Annotated in this window: 19 protein-coding genes, 1 other RNA gene and 2 pseudogenes; 8 read left to right on the forward strand and 14 right to left on the reverse strand. The window is 70.2% G+C overall.

The window, feature by feature from the left end; genetic code table 11:
- Positions 1-585: DUF222 domain-containing protein (locus tag ABZT18_RS27130; protein WP_355252833.1), on the forward strand; the 585-nt coding region annotated here is incomplete at its 5' end.
- Between the two features lie 334 nt (positions 586-919).
- On the opposite strand, the gene npdG is transcribed toward ABZT18_RS27130, so the two are convergent.
- From npdG to ABZT18_RS27150, 4 genes are all read right to left on the reverse strand, one after another.
- Positions 920-1,618, reverse strand: a complete 699-nt coding sequence (gene npdG / locus ABZT18_RS27135) for an NADPH-dependent F420 reductase (RefSeq protein WP_354996901.1) — start codon at positions 1,616-1,618, stop codon at positions 920-922.
- Between the two features lie 180 nt (positions 1,619-1,798).
- Complete coding sequence (locus ABZT18_RS27140) at positions 1,799-3,229, reverse strand: RNB domain-containing ribonuclease (RefSeq protein WP_354996900.1); 1,431 nt, start codon at positions 3,227-3,229, stop codon at positions 1,799-1,801.
- Between the two features lie 113 nt (positions 3,230-3,342).
- On the reverse strand, positions 3,343-4,155 hold the full coding sequence (locus tag ABZT18_RS27145) for a histone (RefSeq protein ID WP_354996899.1): 813 nt from the start codon (positions 4,153-4,155) through the stop codon (positions 3,343-3,345).
- Between the two features lie 82 nt (positions 4,156-4,237).
- Positions 4,238-4,441: a hypothetical protein gene (locus ABZT18_RS27150; RefSeq protein ID WP_354996898.1), complete on the reverse strand. Its 204-nt coding sequence runs from the start codon at positions 4,439-4,441 to the stop codon at positions 4,238-4,240.
- Positions 4,442-4,748: 307 nt separating this feature from the next.
- Here ABZT18_RS27150 and ABZT18_RS27155 point away from each other — a divergent pair, with 307 nt between their 5' ends.
- Entirely contained in the window at positions 4,749-5,246 is a 498-nt protein-coding gene (locus ABZT18_RS27155) for an NUDIX domain-containing protein (RefSeq protein WP_354996897.1), read from the forward strand.
- 10 nt (positions 5,247-5,256) lie between these two features.
- On the opposite strand, the gene ABZT18_RS27160 is transcribed toward ABZT18_RS27155, so the two are convergent.
- Genes ABZT18_RS27160 through ABZT18_RS27170 form a run of 3 tightly spaced genes read right to left on the reverse strand, consistent with a single transcriptional unit; the run spans position 5,257 to position 7,423 of the window.
- On the reverse strand, positions 5,257-6,237 hold the full coding sequence (locus ABZT18_RS27160; protein ID WP_354996896.1) for a hypothetical protein: 981 nt from the start codon (positions 6,235-6,237) through the stop codon (positions 5,257-5,259).
- On the reverse strand, positions 6,198-6,530 hold the full coding sequence (locus tag ABZT18_RS27165; protein ID WP_354996895.1) for a PadR family transcriptional regulator: 333 nt from the start codon (positions 6,528-6,530) through the stop codon (positions 6,198-6,200). The genes ABZT18_RS27160 and ABZT18_RS27165 overlap by 40 nt, the downstream gene beginning before the upstream one ends.
- A 20-nt stretch (positions 6,531-6,550) precedes the next feature.
- Positions 6,551-7,423, reverse strand: a complete 873-nt coding sequence (locus ABZT18_RS27170) for an AraC family transcriptional regulator (protein ID WP_354996894.1) — start codon at positions 7,421-7,423, stop codon at positions 6,551-6,553.
- A 168-nt stretch (positions 7,424-7,591) separates the two neighbouring features.
- Here ABZT18_RS27170 and ABZT18_RS27175 point away from each other — a divergent pair.
- Positions 7,592-7,780, forward strand: a pseudogene (locus ABZT18_RS27175) (GrpB family protein); the annotation flags it as partial.
- A 41-nt stretch (positions 7,781-7,821) separates the two neighbouring features.
- On the opposite strand, the gene ABZT18_RS27180 reads toward ABZT18_RS27175, so the two are convergent.
- On the reverse strand, positions 7,822-8,421 hold the full coding sequence (locus ABZT18_RS27180) for a GNAT family N-acetyltransferase (RefSeq protein ID WP_354996893.1): 600 nt from the start codon (positions 8,419-8,421) through the stop codon (positions 7,822-7,824).
- Between the two features lie 66 nt (positions 8,422-8,487).
- Here ABZT18_RS27180 and ABZT18_RS27185 point away from each other — a divergent pair, with 66 nt between their 5' ends.
- Positions 8,488-9,372, forward strand: coding sequence for a transglutaminase domain-containing protein (locus ABZT18_RS27185; RefSeq protein WP_354996892.1), 885 nt, complete (start codon positions 8,488-8,490; stop codon positions 9,370-9,372).
- Here the strand turns inward: ABZT18_RS27185 and ABZT18_RS27190 are convergent.
- Complete coding sequence (locus ABZT18_RS27190; protein WP_354996891.1) at positions 9,359-10,312, reverse strand: redoxin domain-containing protein; 954 nt, start codon at positions 10,310-10,312, stop codon at positions 9,359-9,361. The two genes, ABZT18_RS27185 and ABZT18_RS27190, sit on opposite strands and share 14 nt — an antisense overlap.
- Complete coding sequence (locus ABZT18_RS27195; protein ID WP_354996890.1) at positions 10,313-11,539, reverse strand: epoxide hydrolase family protein; 1,227 nt, start codon at positions 11,537-11,539, stop codon at positions 10,313-10,315. It lies immediately after the preceding gene.
- 263 nt (positions 11,540-11,802) lie between these two features.
- Between ABZT18_RS27195 and ABZT18_RS27200 the strand changes: the two genes are divergently transcribed.
- From ABZT18_RS27200 to ABZT18_RS27210, 3 genes and pseudogenes are all read left to right on the forward strand, one after another.
- A complete protein-coding gene (locus ABZT18_RS27200) occupies positions 11,803-12,744 on the forward strand; it encodes an expansin EXLX1 family cellulose-binding protein (RefSeq protein WP_354996889.1) in 942 nt (313 codons plus the stop codon).
- An 89-nt stretch (positions 12,745-12,833) separates the two neighbouring features.
- Positions 12,834-13,112, forward strand: a pseudogene (locus ABZT18_RS27205) (Scr1 family TA system antitoxin-like transcriptional regulator); the annotation flags it as partial.
- The gene (locus ABZT18_RS27210; protein WP_354996888.1) at positions 13,099-13,290 is read left to right on the forward strand and encodes a DUF397 domain-containing protein; all 192 of its coding nucleotides are present in this window, start codon (positions 13,099-13,101) and stop codon (positions 13,288-13,290) included. The pseudogene ABZT18_RS27205 and the gene ABZT18_RS27210, both read left to right, overlap by 14 nt.
- Positions 13,291-13,456: 166 nt before the next feature.
- On the opposite strand, the gene ABZT18_RS27215 is transcribed toward ABZT18_RS27210, so the two are convergent.
- From ABZT18_RS27215 to rnpB, 4 genes are all read right to left on the reverse strand, one after another.
- Positions 13,457-14,083: a dihydrofolate reductase family protein gene (locus ABZT18_RS27215; RefSeq protein WP_354996887.1), complete on the reverse strand. Its 627-nt coding sequence runs from the start codon at positions 14,081-14,083 to the stop codon at positions 13,457-13,459.
- The gene (locus tag ABZT18_RS27220) at positions 14,080-14,556 is read right to left on the reverse strand and encodes an SRPBCC domain-containing protein (RefSeq protein WP_354996886.1); all 477 of its coding nucleotides are present in this window, start codon (positions 14,554-14,556) and stop codon (positions 14,080-14,082) included. Before ABZT18_RS27220 ends, ABZT18_RS27215 begins: the two co-directional genes overlap by 4 nt.
- Positions 14,553-14,918: a metalloregulator ArsR/SmtB family transcription factor gene (locus tag ABZT18_RS27225; RefSeq protein WP_354996885.1), complete on the reverse strand. Its 366-nt coding sequence runs from the start codon at positions 14,916-14,918 to the stop codon at positions 14,553-14,555. The genes ABZT18_RS27220 and ABZT18_RS27225 overlap by 4 nt, the downstream gene beginning before the upstream one ends.
- A gap of 46 nt (positions 14,919-14,964) precedes the next feature.
- Positions 14,965-15,380, reverse strand: an RNA gene (gene rnpB / locus ABZT18_RS27230) — RNase P RNA component class A.
- Between the two features lie 126 nt (positions 15,381-15,506).
- Here rnpB and ABZT18_RS27235 point away from each other — a divergent pair.
- A complete protein-coding gene (locus ABZT18_RS27235) occupies positions 15,507-16,268 on the forward strand; it encodes a sulfite exporter TauE/SafE family protein (protein WP_354996884.1) in 762 nt (253 codons plus the stop codon).
- The last annotated feature ends 11 nt before the right edge of the window (positions 16,269-16,279 follow it).

The following is a 16,279-nucleotide window of genomic DNA, read 5'->3' on the forward strand; positions in this document are numbered from 1 at the left end:
TCAGGCCCCGATGACCCCCGCTCCCCCGGGCAACGCCGCCATGACGCCCTCGCCGACCTCTGCCGACTCACCCTGCGCACCCGAGAGCTACCCGACCACGGTGGGGACCCAGCTCAGCTCGTCGTCACCACCAATTTCGAAAGCCTGACCCAACAGCTCAGCGCGGGCACCCTCGACACCGGCCTGCACCTCACCCCCGAAACAGTCCGCCGGCTCGCCTGCGACGCGACCATCCTCCCCACCGTCCTCGGCAGCACCAGCCAGGTCCTCGACGTAGGCCGACAACGCCGCCTCATCACCGGACCCCTCCGACGCGCCCTAATCCTCCGCGACCACGGCTGCGCCTTCCCCGGCTGCGACCGCCCACCCCGCTGGTGCGACGCCCACCACATCCAACACTGGGCCGACAACGGCCCCACCAACCTTGCCAACGCCGTCCTACTCTGCGGCCACCACCACCGCCACATCCACCACAGCGACTGGACAGTCCGGTTGGGCCGCGACGGCCACCCCGAGTTCATCCCACCCGCCTGGCTCGACCCCGACCAACTCCCCCGCCGCAACCACTACCACCAACGAACGTGAGCACAATCGGCAGACAACTTCATCCGGTCCTGTCCACGCGCCAAGCCCGGCCTCCAGGCCCCGCCCCGCTCCAGGGTTTGACCGAGCGGGCGGCAAGCATGCCCAGCGCAACGGCCCGGGGCACCTCGTACGTCAAGGCGATAATCGCGTCCAGATAGGTCAGCACACCGACGCCAGGTCACCGCGCGGCAGATCAGCTCATCGGTCGCAGATCAGCACCAACGCAGAGCGCCGCGCTCGGACACCGACGAGCGTCAGGCCGAGCGAGCACCGTGCCGAGCGAGCGTCAGGCCGAGCGACCTCCGGTCAGCGCACTTGAACGTCGGTGAGCTGATCAGAGGTCGGTGACGCGGATGCCGGCGTGTGCCTTGTAGCGCTTGTTGATGGCGATCAGGTTGGCGGTGAACGCCTCAATCTGGTGGGCGTTGCGCAGCCGGCCGGCGTAGATGCCACGCATTCCGGGGATCCGGGCGGCGAGCGCGCCGACCACGTCGACCAGCTCGCGTTCCTCGGTGCAGATCAGCACGTCGAGGTCGATCCGGTCGACTTCGGGGTCGGCCAGCAGCGGGGCACTGACGTGGTTGAACGCCGCGCAGACCCGGGATTCGGGCAGCAACGCGGCAGCCTGCTGCACGGCGCTGCCCTCGGCGACGGTCAGCGCGTACGGGCCCTGCTTGTCGAAGCCGAGCGGGTTGACACAGTCGACGACGATCCGGCCGGCGAGCGGCTCGGCGAGAGCGGCGACGGTGGCGGCGTGCCCGTCCCACGGCACCGCGATGATCACCACGTCGCTACGCCTGGCTACCTCTTCGTTGGCCGCACCAGTGACGCTGACGTCGGCCGGCATCCTGGGCAGGGCGGCGATCTCGGCCGCGGACTCGACGGCCCGCTCAGCGGACCGAGAGCCGATCAGCACCGTCTGCCCGGCCCGCGCGAATCGGTAGGCGAGGCCTCGTCCCTGGTCACCGGTGCCACCGATGATGCCGACCGTCAGCCCGGACACGTCGGGCAGCGTGCTCGCGTCGTATGCCATGGGTTCATCCTCGCAAACCGCCCGGTCCGACTGCAGCGCCGAGCGCTGTGACAATCCCCGCTGCCTCCGGGTAACCCGCACCCCATCCCAGCGAGGAGCCGGCAGCCCGAGGCAGCAGGCCAGCGGGCAAGCCCGAGGCAGCGGCCAGCCAAGGCAGCGGGTTTGCGGCCGGCAGCCGGGTCAGGCCAGCTCGAACAGGACCGTGCGTGCGGTCGGGTCGGCGGTGACGAGTCGGACTCGGACCCGTTCGCCGAGCGGCAGTTGGCCGAGGCAGCGCCCGCGTACCGGCGGGGCGTCCAGCGCGACCGTGCCGCCGGGTGGGCGGGTGCGGGCTCGGCCGTTGGGTGGGGCGTCCACGTCCAGCACGGCCGCATCGAAGGTCTCGCCCACCCGGTGCGCCAGCAGCACCGCCTCGGCCAGCTCGACGGCACCCCGCGTGGCAGCCGAGGCGGTCCGGTCGGTGCTCGCCATCACCTCGGGCAGCCGGGGCAGCGCGGCGCGGGCCCAGTCGGGCACCGCCCGGCCCGCGTGCAGGGCCAGGCAGACCTCGGTGGCGTACCGGTCGGCCAGACGCCGCAATGGCGCCGTGACGTGGGCGTACGCGGCTGCCACACCGCCGTGCTCCCGCTGCTCCGGCAGCGCCCCGTCGAAGGCGGTGTACGCGGCGCCGCGCATCAACTCGGCCGCCTGGTCGATGAACGCGGCGGCGCGCGGCTGGGCGGCGTCCAAACCGGCGATCACCTGACCCGGGCCCACATCGTCCGGCCACTGCACACCCAGCGGCGCGGCGGCGGCCCGCAGCCGCTGCACCGCCTCCGGTTTCGGCGCCGGCATGGTACGCAGCACGCCGACCCGGCCGGCCAGCATGATGTCGGCGGCGGCCATCCCGGTCAGCAGGGAGATCTGGGCGTTGTGCTCTTCCATGGGCGCCGGCCCGCGCAGCACCAGCCGCCAACCGTCGCCGTCGGGCTCCAGATCCTGCTCGGGCAGCGGCAGGTTGATGGCACCGCGACGCAGCCCTCGGGCAGTCAGCCGATCGCCGATCTCGGGCAGTAGCGCGATCGGGTCCGGTAGCCGCCCGGCTTCGGCTGCCGCCTGCACCCCGGTGTAGTCGAGTTTGGCCCGGCTGCGGACCAGGGCGCGTTCCAGCTCGACGGCCACGGTGCCACCGTCGGCGTCCAGGTCGATGGTCCAGACCACCGCGGCCCGGTCGTCGTCGGGCAGCAGACTGGCCGCACCCTCGCTGAGCGTCCGGGGGTGCAGCGGCACGTTTCCGTCGGGCAGGTAGATGGTCTGCCCTCGCCGCCAGGTCTCCGCCTCCAACGCGCCGCCCGGGCTGACGTGCGCCGCGACGTCGGCGATCGCGTACCGCACCCGGTAGCCGCCACCCGGACGGCGGGCGAGGTGCATCGCCTGGTCCAGGTCGCGGGAGGAGGCCGGGTCAACCGTGACGAACGGTACGTCGGTGCGGTCGACGGGCGGCTGCGGTGGTGCGGCAGCCGCCTCGTCGGCCTCGCGCTGAGCGTCGGCCGGGAAATCCTCGGACAGGCCGAGCTCACGGCGCAGCGCGCCGAAGTCGATACGGGGCGCGAGTACGCGTCGGATGACCACGGGTCAATCCTGACAGCGCCGCGCCTGATCCGCTTCCGGTGACCGGCCCAAAAATGCGCCCGGTCCCGCCGACGAGCCGGGCCAGCGCCAGCGCCAGCCGGGGCGGCCTGCACTCAGCCGGTTGCCTTTCGAGCGGTGCTGCGCGTACCCCGGGGGGCGGTGGCCCGTGCGGCGGCCGGGCGGGCCGGCGACTTGCGGGCGGTCACCTTGCGGGCCGGAGCCTTGGCCGCGACGGTCTTCTTCGCTGGGGCCTTCTTCGCCGCCGCCTTACGCGCGGTGGTCGACGAGGTGCCTGTCGCCTTGGCGGCCGGGGCCTTCTTCGCCGGAGCCTTGCGGGCGCCGCCGCTGGGGCGGGTGGACACGGTCTTCTTCGCCGCCGTCTTCCTCGCCGGTGCCTTCTTGGCAGTCGTCTTCTTCGCCGCTGTCTTCTTGGCGGCGGACGCCTTGGTCGCGGTCTTGCGCGCTGGGGCCTTCGCCGCGGCAGTGGTCTTCTTCGCCGCCGAGGTGGTGGTCTTCCTCGCCGCGCTCACCGTCTTCTTCGCCGTACCGGTGGTCTTCTTCGCGGCGGCGGTGGTCTTCCTCGCCGCGGGCGCCGGGGTCCGCTTGGCGGCGGTGGTCGTCTTGCGGGTGGCGGTCGAGGTCTTCGCCGGCGCCTTCTTGGCCGCAGTGGACGCCTTGGTGGTGGCCTTGGTCGTGGCCTTCTTCGCGGGGGCCTTCTTGGCCGCCGTGGTGGTCTTCGTGGCCGGGGCGCGCCCCGCGCCGCCGGCAGCCTTCCTGGCCGGGGCCTTCGCCGCAGCCGCACTCGCGGTGGACTTGCGGACGGGGGTGGTCCGGCTCGCCGCCGTGTTCCGCTCCGCCGCGGCGGTCTTCTTCGCGGTGGTGCGTCGGGCGGCCGGGCGGGTGGTGGCCTGCTGTGTCTCGGCCATCGTGGTTCCCTCCTTGGGGACGTGCTCTCGCGTGCGTCCTCGCGGAGCACGAAATACCTCGGCGCGGGCCGTCCCGCGCCGCCTACTTGTCCTCCCCGGCCCAACGAGCGTCCTCGGCATCCCACGCCTCGTTCCGCTCCTGCACTCGTTGCAGGGCGTTCTCCGCGTCGGCCGCCGAGTCGTACGGGCCGAGGACGTGCTTCGCCGGGCACACGTTGGCGTCCGTCTCGACCCGGTGGTGCCGGGTGCACCAGTAGAACTGCCCACTACGTCCGCTGTCGCTCATGGGAATCACTGTGCACCGCGAACCGACCGGCCGCCACCGGATCGCACAAGTCGCCGACCCTCTCCACAGTAGATATGCATTCCGCCCGACGGGCCGGAACACCAAAAGAAGCCCAGGCCGGGATACATCGCTCGCCGCGTGGCAGGACCCCTCGGTGGTGCTCACCGAGGCCCGCATGGAACGGATCGACGCTGAACTCACCAAGGAGTACGAGCGCTTCCGCCGTACCGTCAGCTGGTCGGCCTGACGCCCGACGCGGGGTGGCACGACGGCGCTGGCCAGTGGGGTCGCGGCCTATGATCGCCGGATGGCGACACCGGACTACATCGTGGGGATCCGCAAGCACGTTGGTCACGACCTGCTCTGGCTGCCCAGCGTCAGCGCCGTGGTCCGCAACGACGCCGGGGAGCTGCTGCTCGGCCAGCGTGCCGACGACGGGCGCTGGTCGGTGATCAGCGGATTCGTCGAGCCGGGCGAGCAGCCGGCCACCGCGCTGGTCCGCGAGGTGCGGGAGGAGACCGGTCTGGACGTCGCGCCGGTGCGGCTGTCCAGCGCCGTTTCGCACGAGCACACCTACCCCAATGGGGACCGGTGCGAGTACCTCAACCTGGGCTTCCTGTGCAGGGTGGTGGCCGGCACCGCCCGGGTCAACGACGACGAGTCGCTGGCAGTGCGGTGGTTCCCGTTGGACCGGCTGCCCGAGCTGGACAAACACGCTTTGCTGGTCATCGCCTACGCGTTGCGCGATAACCAGTTGACCGGGTACCTGGAGCCGGGAACGACCTGGGACGACGTACCCAGCTGAGCCGCATGGCTCAGACGGGGGTCGGGGTTGGCGCGAGGGTGACCGGCGCGGTGGGCGCCGACCGGGCCGCCCGAATGGTGTACGCGAGCGCGTAGGGCATGCACGCCAGATAGAGCATGGGCTCCACCAACACCTTGTTGGTGATCAGGAAGATCTCCCATGGGATGGGCCGGGGCAGACCGAAGTTCCAGTCCGTCCACGAGGTGAAGAGCCACAGCGGCGCGGAGATCCGGTCGACGGCATCCCGTGCGTCGATCACCGGCCCAGTGCCGATCCCGCCCGGAATGCTGTCGACGACGGCGAGAATCACCGCGAAGTCGGCGGCGACGAGTGCGCCGAGGATGCCCACGCACCACGCGGCGCGGACCCGATTTCGGGCGGCGAGGCTCGCCGCGGCCCAGAGGGCCAGCGTCAGGCCGGCCAACCAGAGCAGCAAACCGGGTACGGCGCGGGCCAGGCCATCCGGGTAGATGACGTACAGGAGCGGGACCGCCGCCACACCGATGGGGAGCACCACGCCGAGCGCGATGCGCAGCGGGCCGCCGAGTGCGGTGTGCCGGGCCCAGCGCGCGGCGAACACCGCCAGCAGCACCGCCAGCCCCACGGTGAGCGCTGCCCAGATCGGCTTCTGCGCCCGCTCCGACCAGCTCAATGTCTGGATCGGGTACAACGCGTACGCGCTGACGACCACGATCCCGACGCAGACGAGCGGGGACAGCAGCAACGCGGCCGCGGTACGGCGGGCCCGCCGATGCATCATGCTGCGGTCGACGAGCGGGGCGCCGGCCCGACTGACGGCGAGGCTCACCGCGAAGCCGACCATCTTTGTCCGGCGGCCGCTCTCGGCGAGCACGTGCAACTCGGCGGCCCACTCGCGGCGCAGGTCGTCGCGGATGTCGACTGGCCAGCGGCGAGCGGCCATCTCCAGCAGCAGCTCGGCGGCCCGGCGGGTCACCATGCCGGCGCCCCGGTGGGCTCGGTGCCGCCCCACGAAGAGCGACTGTCGGGGATGGCGGCACGCAGCTCGGCGAGCGCGCTTCGGGCGTGGGCCACGCCCTCGGCGGTGAGCCGGTAGTAGCGGCGGGCCGGCCGCCCGGCCACGACGGGGTCGATCGCCTCCCAGTCGGCGGCCAGCCAGCCGGCCCCCCTCAGCCGGTGCAGCACCGGATAGAGGGTGCCGCTGGGTAGGCCCGTCAAACGCATCAGGTCCAGCCCGTAGCGCTGCGCGTCGGGTTCGGCGAGCAGCGCCGCGAGCACCTTCGCGACCGGAATGGTCATCCGCATCCGGCCACTGTATCGGAACTCTACATAGGGGTGGGTACCCGTTCGACGGGGATCCACAGCTCGGCGTCCGCCTCCGTGCCGTCCGCGGACACCCGGACCCGGGAAATCTCCGGTCCCGGTCGGCTGCGGTACGGGTTGGACGGAAACCACTGGGTGAACACGTCGCGCCACAGGGACTGCACCGCCTGCGGGAACGCACCGGAGGTGGTGAACACCGCCCACGTCCCGGCCTGCACCGGCAGCGCGTCCAGGTCCTCCGGCGGGGCTGCGCCGGTCACCACCCCGTGCCAGTAGTCCAACTCGGTGCCCTCCTCCCGGCTGTCGGCGAGGCTGTCGCTGACGTTCACGATCCCCGCCGGCTCCTGATCGGAGAGCGCCTCGATCCGCCCGGTCGTCTCCTTGTCGATGCTCCGGATGAACGCGACGATCGCCGGATTCATCCCCTCGTGCACCAGCGGAACCCGGGCCTTGCGCCCCACCAGCGTGAACGCGTCCTTGCTGACGATTCGGTACTCCATGCTGCCGCTCCCTTCGACGGTGAGTCGGAAGGACATCCGGGGCTGGGCGCGCAGCGCTGCCCCCGTACGCCGGGCCTCTCCGGGCCCCACGCCGTGCACGGCGTGGAACGCCCGGGCGAACGCCTCGGCCGAGCTGTAGCCGTAGCGCACCGCGACGTCGAGCAACGTCCGCTCCCCCGCCAGGACGTCCGCGCCGGCGACGGTGAGCCGACGCCGACGGATGTACTCCGACAGCGGGATGCCGGCCAGCGCGGAGAACAGCCGCCGGAAGTGGTACTCCGACGTCAGCGCGGTCCGCGCCAGCTCAGCGACCTCGATCCGCTGGTCAAGGTGCCGCTCGATGTACGCCATGGCCTCGTTGAGCCGCTCCAGCACCCGGTTTCTCCTTCCCTTTCGAGCAGTGACGCTAGGCGGCGGGGGCGGTGGTGCACCCGACATCCGGTGCCCGCAACGGTCGGGTGGGGCCACACCGATCGTCCTGTCGCATCCTGGCGGACTTTGCTTCGTCGGGAGGTTGCCGTGGCCGAGTATCCGCAGGACGTCGTGCAGCGCTTCCACGGCACGCCCGAACAGGTCGACGCCGGCCTGCTGGGCGAGCCACCACGGACGTGGGAGTCCGTCGTCATCGAGGAGTACGACCCGGCCTGGGCACAACGGTTCACCGCCGTCCGCGCGTCGCTCTCCGACGCGTTGGGTGGCCTGATCATCGGTGTGGAACACGTCGGGTCCACCGCGGTGCCAGGTCCTAACGGGAAATGTCCAAGATCTAGCTCTCAGCGTGTCGGCTGTTGCATGATCCAGGTGGGCGCGGGCTCTGACACGAACCGCATCACGTCCCAGCCTGCGCGGCGGTACAGCTCGACGTTCGCCGGGTTGCTGGTCTCCAGGATCGCCGGCAGGCCATCGGCGGCGGCGCGGTCCAGCCCGGCCCTCATGACGGCGCGACCCCAACCACGTCCGGCGCTGTCCGGGTGGGTGCCCAGGACGCCGAGATACCAGAACGGGAACGTCGGCAGGGCGGCGTGCACAGTGTCGTCGTAGCCCTGCACCCGGGCCAGCACGTCGGCCGGGTAAGGAGCTTCCTTCGGCGACCCGTGCCCGGCAGCCGGCACGTCAGCCGGCACGTCAGCCAGTTGCCGAGCCGGCGGCTCCCAGATGGCGACGGACGCACCGCCACCGATCGTCCAGATCGACGACCGGTGCACCCGCTTGTCGAAGAGGTGCCCGAAGAAGGCGGCGGCGTAGCGCGGGTAGGTCTCCTCGTCGGGGAACAGGTACCGCAGGACGGGATCCTTGACGAACGCGGCGACCAGCGAACCGACCACCGCATCGCGGTCCGCTGGGCTGGCGACGGTGATCTCAGGCGTTGTCACAGCAGTCGACACTATCCGGAAATGGCGCCTTGACCCTGACACGGTGGCGGGCCGGAGACTGGTCCCATGGACCTCGATGACTACCGGAGACACTCCCCCTACAGCGACCCCGGTCGGCACGGCCGAATCCTCGACGCCGTGGCGACCGACATCCCCACCGTGGCGGCGACCGCGCGCAACGTGATCGTTCACTACCGGGCCGGCGGCGTCGAGCTGCCCGGCGACCGGCTGGACGAGGTGAACTGCCGCTGGGTGGACCGCATCCTCGACATCGACCAGTCCCGATTTTTCCTGCCCCTCACGACCGGGCGTCTGACAGCCGAACGGGTGGCGGGCTGCTGCCGGGACCACACACTGCTGTCGGTCGCGATCCTCCGTCAGCACGGCATTCCCAGCCGCAGCCGGGTCGGCTTCGCCTCCTATTTCACCCCCGGCTGGCATCACGATCACGTACTGGTCGAGTACTGGGACGGCCACCGCTGGGTCTGGGCGGACCCGGAGCTCGACCCGGCTGGTGACTGGCAGTTCGACGGCTACGACATCGACCCCGAGGCCGGGCTCTTTGACTCGGCAGCGCGGGTGTGGTCGGCCTACCGGGCCGGGACGATCGATCCCGACGTCTACGGCGTGGCCCCCGACCTGCCGGTCCACGGCGCCTGGTTCATCTACAACTACGTCCTGCACGAACTGGCCCATCGGCAGAAGGACGAACTGCTGCTGTGGGACAGTTTCGGCGCGATGACCGACGACCTCGCCGACGCCGACCTCACGCTCGCCGACGAGATCGCCGCGCTGCTGCTCCAAGCCGACGACGGGGACGAGGCCGCGGAGAAGTCGCTCGCTGACCGGTACGCCACCGACAACCGTCTGCGTCCCGGCGCTCGGATACGCAGCTTCTCACCGGTCTCCGACACGGTGAGCAGTGTCGATCTGCGCGTCAGCCGAAGGTGAAGGCATACGCCTCGGCGCCGGGCTCGCCGAACGTGATCTCCAGGGTTCGCTCACGGACCGCGTCGTGCTGGCGTACGAGCTGGTAGAGGCGGCCGTCCTGGAGTACGCCACTGCCGTCATCGTCGACGTCGACGCCGTGTGACGGGCCGGGAGCTTCGCCGTCGAGGAGCACGCGGAACGGGATCGACTGTCGCGTCCCGGGAGCCAGCACGAGATGCGCGTCGCGGGCGTGGAACCGGATGGCGATGCTGCCGCCGGCCCGGTCGACCACGACGTTCTCCGCCCCGATCGTCCACTCACCCGCCAGGGCCCACTGGTTGAGGCCCAGGCGCTCCGGCACCTCGTAGGCGCGACGTTCGTCGAGCGCGGCGCCGTTCGGCGACGCGAAGTGTTCGCCGCGACTGAAACCGAGGTACGTCTCCGGCGTACGCAGGTTGTCCCAGTCGGCGGCTGCCTCCGGGCCGAGACCATCGACGGGAACGGGTTCGCGCTCGATGCCGAGCAGCTGCTGGAGAACGCGCTCGGACTGCTCGTAGCGCCCTTCGCCGAAGTGCTCGTCGCGGATGACCCCGTCGGTGTCGACGAAGTAGAGCGCCGGCCAGTAGTGGTTGTCGAAGGCGCCCCAGATCGCGTAGTCGTTGTCGACCGCGACCGGGTAGTCGATCGACCGCGCCGCGACCGCCCGTCGGACCCAGTCGACCTCGTGCTCGAACGAGAACTCCGGCGTGTGCACCCCGACGACGACGAGCCCATCGCCGCGGTAGGCCTGTGACCAGGCACGGACGTACGGCTCCTGACGCAGCCAGTTGATGCACGTCAGCGTCCAGAAGTTCACCAGGACGACGCGGCCACGCAGGTCGGTGGGGCCGAGTGGCTCGGAGTTGAGCCACTCGGCCGCCCCGTCGAGCGGAGGCAGGTGCGGCCGCCCGAACACGGCCATCTAGCGAAGCGACCGGAAGGCGGTGCGAAGCTCTTCGGAGAAGATCTTCGGCTGTTCCCAGGCCGCGAAGTGCCCGCCCATGTCGAGCTTGTTGTAGTAGATGAGGTTGGGGTACGCCTGCTCGGCCCAACTCTGCGGGGCCTCGTACAGCTCATCGGGAAAGACGCTCACCGCGACCGGGACGTTGACGCCCTTGGTGGCGAAGAACGAGAGCTTGTTCTCCGCATACAGACGAGACGCGGAAATCGCCGTGTTAGTCAGCCAGTAGAGCGAGATGTTGTCCAGGATGTCGTCGCGGGTGAGGCCTGCGTCGGCTCCGTCGAAGACCTGCGCGATGAGGGCCAGACTTTTCGCGTCATGGTCGAGCAGGAAGGCCGCCAGGCCGACCGGAGAATCCGCCAGGCCGGTCAACGTCTGCGGACGCGTCGCCATCATGAGGGCATAGGCGACGTGCTTCCAGACGTAGTCCAACTCCGTGACCGCACGCATCTCGTCGTCGGACAGACCGGATGGCAGCGAACCCATGGCGTTGTTCGCTCCGGTGGTGTCGCCCTGGAACAAGTTGTCGATCTCGGGTGGGACCGCACCCGCCATGTTGGTGTGAATGCCGAGCAGTTCCGGAGGCGCCTGCACACCCATCTGATCCACGACGACCGCACCCCAGTCGCCGCCCTGCGCGACGAACCGTGTGTAGCCGAGACGCTTCATCAGCTCGGTCCAGGCGGTCGCGATCATTTCGGGGTTCCAGCCCGACGAGGTCGGCTTGCCCGAGAAGCCATGGCCGGGCAGCGAGGGGATCACCAGGTGGAAAGCGTCCGACGCGCTCCCGCCGTGCGCCGTGGGATCGGTGAGCGGCTCGATGATCTTCATCTGCTCGATCACCGAGCCGGGCCACCCGTGCGTGACGATGAGTGGCAGCGCATCCTCGTGCTTCGAGCGGACGTGAATGAAGTGGATGTCCACCCCGTCGATGGCGGTCATGAACTGCGGTACGCCGTTCAGCCGCGCCTCGACCTTGCGCCAGTCGTACTCGTTCTCCCAATAGCGCGCCACGGCCTGAATCGTCGCCAGTGGCACGCCCTGCGACTGGTCGTCAACGGTTTCCTTTTCCGGCCAGCGGGTGGCCCCGATGCGCCTCCGCAGGTCGTCAAGGTCCGCCTGAGGGATTTCGACAGTGAACGGCCGAATCTCCGTGGTGCCTGGACGTGCTTTGGTCTTGACAGCCATGCGTGCTTCCTCTCCGTCTGAGTTCGCGCCTCGGCCTCGCAAGGGGAATCATGGGGTGAAGGCACTACCCGGCCTTGTGTGCCAACGTCGAAATGGGCACGCCGCCGCCATATCTCGGAGCCTAGAACGCCGCACCCCGGGCTCGTGGCGATACGAGTAGTCGAGCACCGCCCTCAACGGATTGCGCCCCCGCCGATCCGGCGAGTGACGGTCCGCTCGACGGCTTTGCGATTCCGCAGCATCGTGCGGCAACATCAGGCGCCGTGACGGCACCAGACACGGGCCCCGAGAACGACACCCCGGCCGGCGACAACGGCACGCCCCGGTCGAATCGGCGGGTCAGACACTGGGTGGCCGGTGCGGGGGTGACAGCCCTGGCGGCCGTACTCGGCATCACCCTCGCCGTACGGTCCGGTGCCACCCCGGCCTGCGCCGCGCCTCCGACCGGAAGCACCGTCCACAAGGGAAAGGCCAGCTTCTACGACGCGGGCCGCTCGGGCGGCAACTGCTCCTTCCCGAGCCCTCCGGCGGACCGGCTCTACGTGGCCCTCGGCTCATCCGAGTACTCCGGGGCGGCGGCCTGCGGCAGTTACCTGGACGTGAGCGGCCCGAAGGGCACGGTCCGGGTCCTGGTCATGGACCAGTGCGGCGGATGCGCACCCGGCAAGATCGACCTCTCGAACCAGGCGTTCGACCGGATCGCCGACCGGGCGCAGGGCGTCGTGCCGGTGACGTACCGGGCGGTGGTGAACCCGCCGCTCGACGGAGGGCTCACCTTCCGGATGAAGGGGGGCGCCTCGCAGTGGTGGTTCGCGGTGCAGGTCGGCAACCACGGCAATCCGCTCCGCTCGGTCGAGGCGAAGGGGCCGGGCGGCGGCTTCCGCAAGGCGGCCCGCGAGACCGACAACTACTGGACCGTCGAGGGCGGGCTCGGCCCCGGGCCCTACAGCATCAAAATCACCGACGTGTACGAGCACCAGGCGACCGCCACGAGCATCCGGATGGTCACCAAGCAGCTCCAACGCAGCACGGTCACCCTCGTCGACCCCGCCGCCGCCGTTACGCCCAGCGGTTCGCCCCCGGCTCCGCCGACCCCCACGGCCAGTGCCGCCCCGCCCTCGCCGACCCCGACCGAGTCGATCGCGCCGACGACGACAGTCGAAGCGCTCGCCGGTGCGGCCCCGCTCGGCGGCTACCGCTGCTGACCCAGCCCTCGCTACGCGACGACGGAAAATCAGAGTCGAGGTGACCGGCGAGGCCGGCGGGCCAGGGACAACCACCCGAGGAACCTGGCGTGGTCACGATGGCCGAGCTTCCGCACGTTCACGTCCACGTCATCCCGATAGCCAGCGGCCTACACATCGGGCTGTCCGGGCCGCTCGCGCTGGCTCGGTCCAGCGAGGGCGTCTGGGTTGGACACCTCGAAAACCAGCTTGGCGGGGACGTCATCGACAGGAACGATGATGTAGCTACGCTTCAGGCAAGGTGGGAGAGCGTCCGAAACGAGGCGCTCCCACGCCGGCAGTCCATCGACCTGCTGAAGGAAGTTGAGAGCCATCATGGACCTCAGTAACGCCCGGTGGCGTAAGTCCACCCGCAGCGGCGCAAGCGGTGGAAACTGCGTCGAGGTGGCGAGCAACATGCGCGGCGTTGTGGCCATCCGCGACTCGAAAGATGTAGCCGGTCCGGCATTGACCTTCGCCCCAACAACCTGGGCCGCGTTCGTCGCCCAGGTCCCCGAGCGGCCGTAACCGACGACAGCCGCGCGGAGGCGCCTGTCCCCCGTGCGGGCGAGGGCGCCATGCGGTGGGCTGGCGTGGCCCCGTTCGCGCAACGCCAGCGTTATCCGTTACGCGCATGCGTGTCGCTACGTCAGTCGATGGAGGCAGTGGCCGGCCACATGTCTGAGCACGGTGACTATACGAAGGCAGTGACACCTTCGTATGCCGCCACGGGGGCCACGCCGACACGCTCGTACTCAAGCAGCAGCAAACCGTTCGCCGTTACCTCGTGGCGAACGAGTCGTAGGCCGACGGGTGCGCCTGGACGGTCGAGCAGCCGCCGCCCGGAACCGATCACGGTGGGAGCGACGGCGAGTCGGAGTGTGTCGACGAGACCGGCCGACAACAGGGCGTTGCCGAGTCGTGCACTCCCGTGGATCTGGAGTTCCCGTCCTGGCTGCTCCTTGAGCTTCCCGACGGTCTGGATCGGGTCGCCGCGGAGCACGGTCGACGGGTGCCAACTACCTTCCGTGAGGGTGTTGGTCACGACGTACTTCGGTAGTGAGTTCATCCGTTCGGTGAACGGGTCGTCCGCGTCGGTGATCTGCGGCCAGTCGCGAGCGAACGCCTCGTAGGTCCGCCGCCCCAGCAGCAGACCGTCGGCGAGCCCCAGCCAGTCAGAGGTGCGCTGGACGAAGAGCTTGTCCAGGTAGGGCACAAGCCAGCCGCCCCGGGTGAAGTCGTCGCTCGTATCCTCGGTCGGCGAGCCGGGACCCTGGCTGACCCCGTCGAGGGTTACGAACTCGGTAAGGGCGATCTTCATCGCGCGCCCTGGCTTTCGGTGACCCCGGCGAGTTGCTCGGTGACCGAGCTCCAGCCTTGCCCGAAGCCGAGTTCCTGGTGACGGGCGCGAGCAGCGGGATCACCATGGCGGACGATGATCCGGTAGTCCGTGCCATCCGGGTGATCATTCAGGGTGATCTCGGCGGTCATGCGGACCGGGGCAGGGTCCGCGGGCCGCCAGGCGCTGTCGATCGCGTTCGTGAACACGATCCGCTCGAACTCGTCGACGACGAGGAAGGTTGCGTCGACGTGCGGGACGAACTCCACCCCGTCGTCGCTCAGTCGTGTCACGAGCGCGCCGCCGGGCCGGACGTCCAAGCGGTCGACGCGGCACAGGGTCGGAGCCGGGACCCACCACTTCTCGAAGCGGGACGGGTCGGTCCACGCGCTCCACAGGGCGGCACGGGGGGCCCGGATCACCCGCTCCAGGGTCAGGTCCAGGTCGGGATTCACTGTCTGTTCTCCTCGGGGTCGGTGACGAGGCGTTCGAGGCGATCGGTGCGCTCTTCCCAGATTCGGCGCTGCTCCGCGAGCCAGTCATCGATGACGGCGAGGCCTTCACGGCTGAGCACACAGGTGCGCACCCGACCGGACTTGGCCGTGCGGATCAGCCCACTGGACTCGAGCGTCCGTACGTGCTTCATGAACGAGGGAAGGGTCATCGGAAACTCGCTGGCGAGATCGCCGACGCTTGCCGGGCCGTGGCCGAGGCGCCGGATTACCCCGCGCCGGGTCGGGTCGGCGAGGGCGACGAACACACCGTCGAGCTGCGCCGAATACTGTGCCATGCGGCTAAGCATGGCGTGCAACGACACTTAGCGCAAGGGCAAAGTATTGGCGCGCACCAAGCTGGCGGGGCGACGGACGAGTCGACCTGTACGCCGGATTCTGTGCGCGGCGCGCACCCCGAAGGGTTTGCGCCGGCGGCGGCCATCCATCTCGGCCTGCCGTTGCCGGCAGGCTCCAGCGGCCTACCCGCAGACATCGGGCGGGCAGCCCTCAAGCGTCTGCGCCGGGTCGTCATCTTGCGGTGACGGCCCTTGCTTGGCCTTGCTCCGGGTGGGGTTTACCAAGCCACCCCGGTCACCCGGGGTGCTGGTGGGCTCTTACCCCACCGTTTCACCCTTACCGTCCCCGTTGGGGTCGGCGGTCTGTTTTCTGTGGCACTGTCCCGCGGGTCGCCCCGGGTTGCCGTTAACAACCACCCTGCCCTGTGGAGTCCGGACGTTCCTCGGCGGCGGGCCGAAGCCCGCCGACGCGACCGCCCGGTCGACTCGTCCGTCGCGCTCTCATCCTAACGACGAGCGTGCTGCCGGTATTGCCGCCCCGCCTGAGCAAGATCGCGCAGCTCAAGGGCGGTCGGCGAATCCGCCCCGCGAGGCGACGGCTAGCCTCGTGGGGCTATGGATCTCACCCACGCCGCGCTGCTGCTCGCCGCCGGTCTCGCCGCTGGCACGGTCAACGCGGTAGCCGGTGGTGGATCGCTGATCACCTTTCCGGCCATGATCGCGGTCGGGTTGCCCCCGGTTCCGGCGAACGTCAGCAACTCGGTCGCCGTGTTCCCCGGTTACCTGGCCAGTGTGGCTGGCAGCCGGGCGGACCTGCCGCGCCCCCGCGCGCTGGCCACGCTGGTGCCCACCACCATCGTCGGCACGATCCTCGGGGCGATGCTGCTGCTGGCCACCCCGGCCCGCGCGTTCGAACTGGTCGTACCCTTTCTGGTCCTCGGCGCGACCGCGGTCCTGGCCTTCCAGGACCCGCTGCGCCGGCTGGTCGGTCACCCCCGGGACCTGTCGCCGCGCCAGCGGACGATCGCGGTGCAGACGATGGTCGCGCTCGGCGCGGTGTACGGCGGGTACTTCGGTGCGGCGCTCGGGGTGATGCTGGTCGCCGGGCTGGCCCTGGTGCTGGACGCGACCCTGGCGCGGGTCAGCGCGATCAAGAATCTGCTCTCCGCGGTGGTGGGGTGCACGACGCTGGTGGTGTTCGCCCTGTTCGGCCCGGTGAACTGGACGGCCGTCGCGGTGGTCGCGCCGGCCACGCTGATCGGTGGGTACGCGGGCGCCCGGTTGGTCCGACGGTTGCCGCCGGTGCTGCTCAAGGCGGTGATCGTGGTGTTCGGCACGACGATCGGCCTCTACCTGCTCTGGCGTGCCCTGAGCTGACCTCGCAACGG

Source organism: Micromonospora sp. NPDC005291, from assembly GCF_040607415.1.
Taxonomy (GTDB): domain Bacteria; phylum Actinomycetota; class Actinomycetes; order Mycobacteriales; family Micromonosporaceae; genus Micromonospora.

Bases quoted from the DNA above. Each gene is read 5' to 3' on its own strand.
- ABZT18_RS27215 (WP_354996887.1), bottom strand. From the start codon at position 14,083: ATGAAGATCGCCCTTACCGAGTTCGTAACCCTCGACGGGGTCAGCCAG.
- ABZT18_RS27195 (WP_354996890.1), bottom strand. From the start codon at position 11,539: ATGGCTGTCAAGACCAAAGCACGTCCAGGCACCACGGAGATTCGGCCG.
- ABZT18_RS27155 (WP_354996897.1), top strand. From the start codon at position 4,749: ATGGCGACACCGGACTACATCGTGGGGATCCGCAAGCACGTTGGTCAC.
- ABZT18_RS27190 (WP_354996891.1), bottom strand. From the start codon at position 10,312: ATGGCCGTGTTCGGGCGGCCGCACCTGCCTCCGCTCGACGGGGCGGCC.
- ABZT18_RS27210 (WP_354996888.1), top strand. From the start codon at position 13,099: ATGGACCTCAGTAACGCCCGGTGGCGTAAGTCCACCCGCAGCGGCGCA.
- ABZT18_RS27150 (WP_354996898.1), bottom strand. From the start codon at position 4,441: ATGAGCGACAGCGGACGTAGTGGGCAGTTCTACTGGTGCACCCGGCAC.
- ABZT18_RS27165 (WP_354996895.1), bottom strand. From the start codon at position 6,530: ATGCGGATGACCATTCCGGTCGCGAAGGTGCTCGCGGCGCTGCTCGCC.
- ABZT18_RS27235 (WP_354996884.1), top strand. From the start codon at position 15,507: ATGGATCTCACCCACGCCGCGCTGCTGCTCGCCGCCGGTCTCGCCGCT.
- npdG (WP_354996901.1), bottom strand. From the start codon at position 1,618: ATGGCATACGACGCGAGCACGCTGCCCGACGTGTCCGGGCTGACGGTC.
- ABZT18_RS27185 (WP_354996892.1), top strand. From the start codon at position 8,488: ATGGACCTCGATGACTACCGGAGACACTCCCCCTACAGCGACCCCGGT.
- ABZT18_RS27145 (WP_354996899.1), bottom strand. From the start codon at position 4,155: ATGGCCGAGACACAGCAGGCCACCACCCGCCCGGCCGCCCGACGCACC.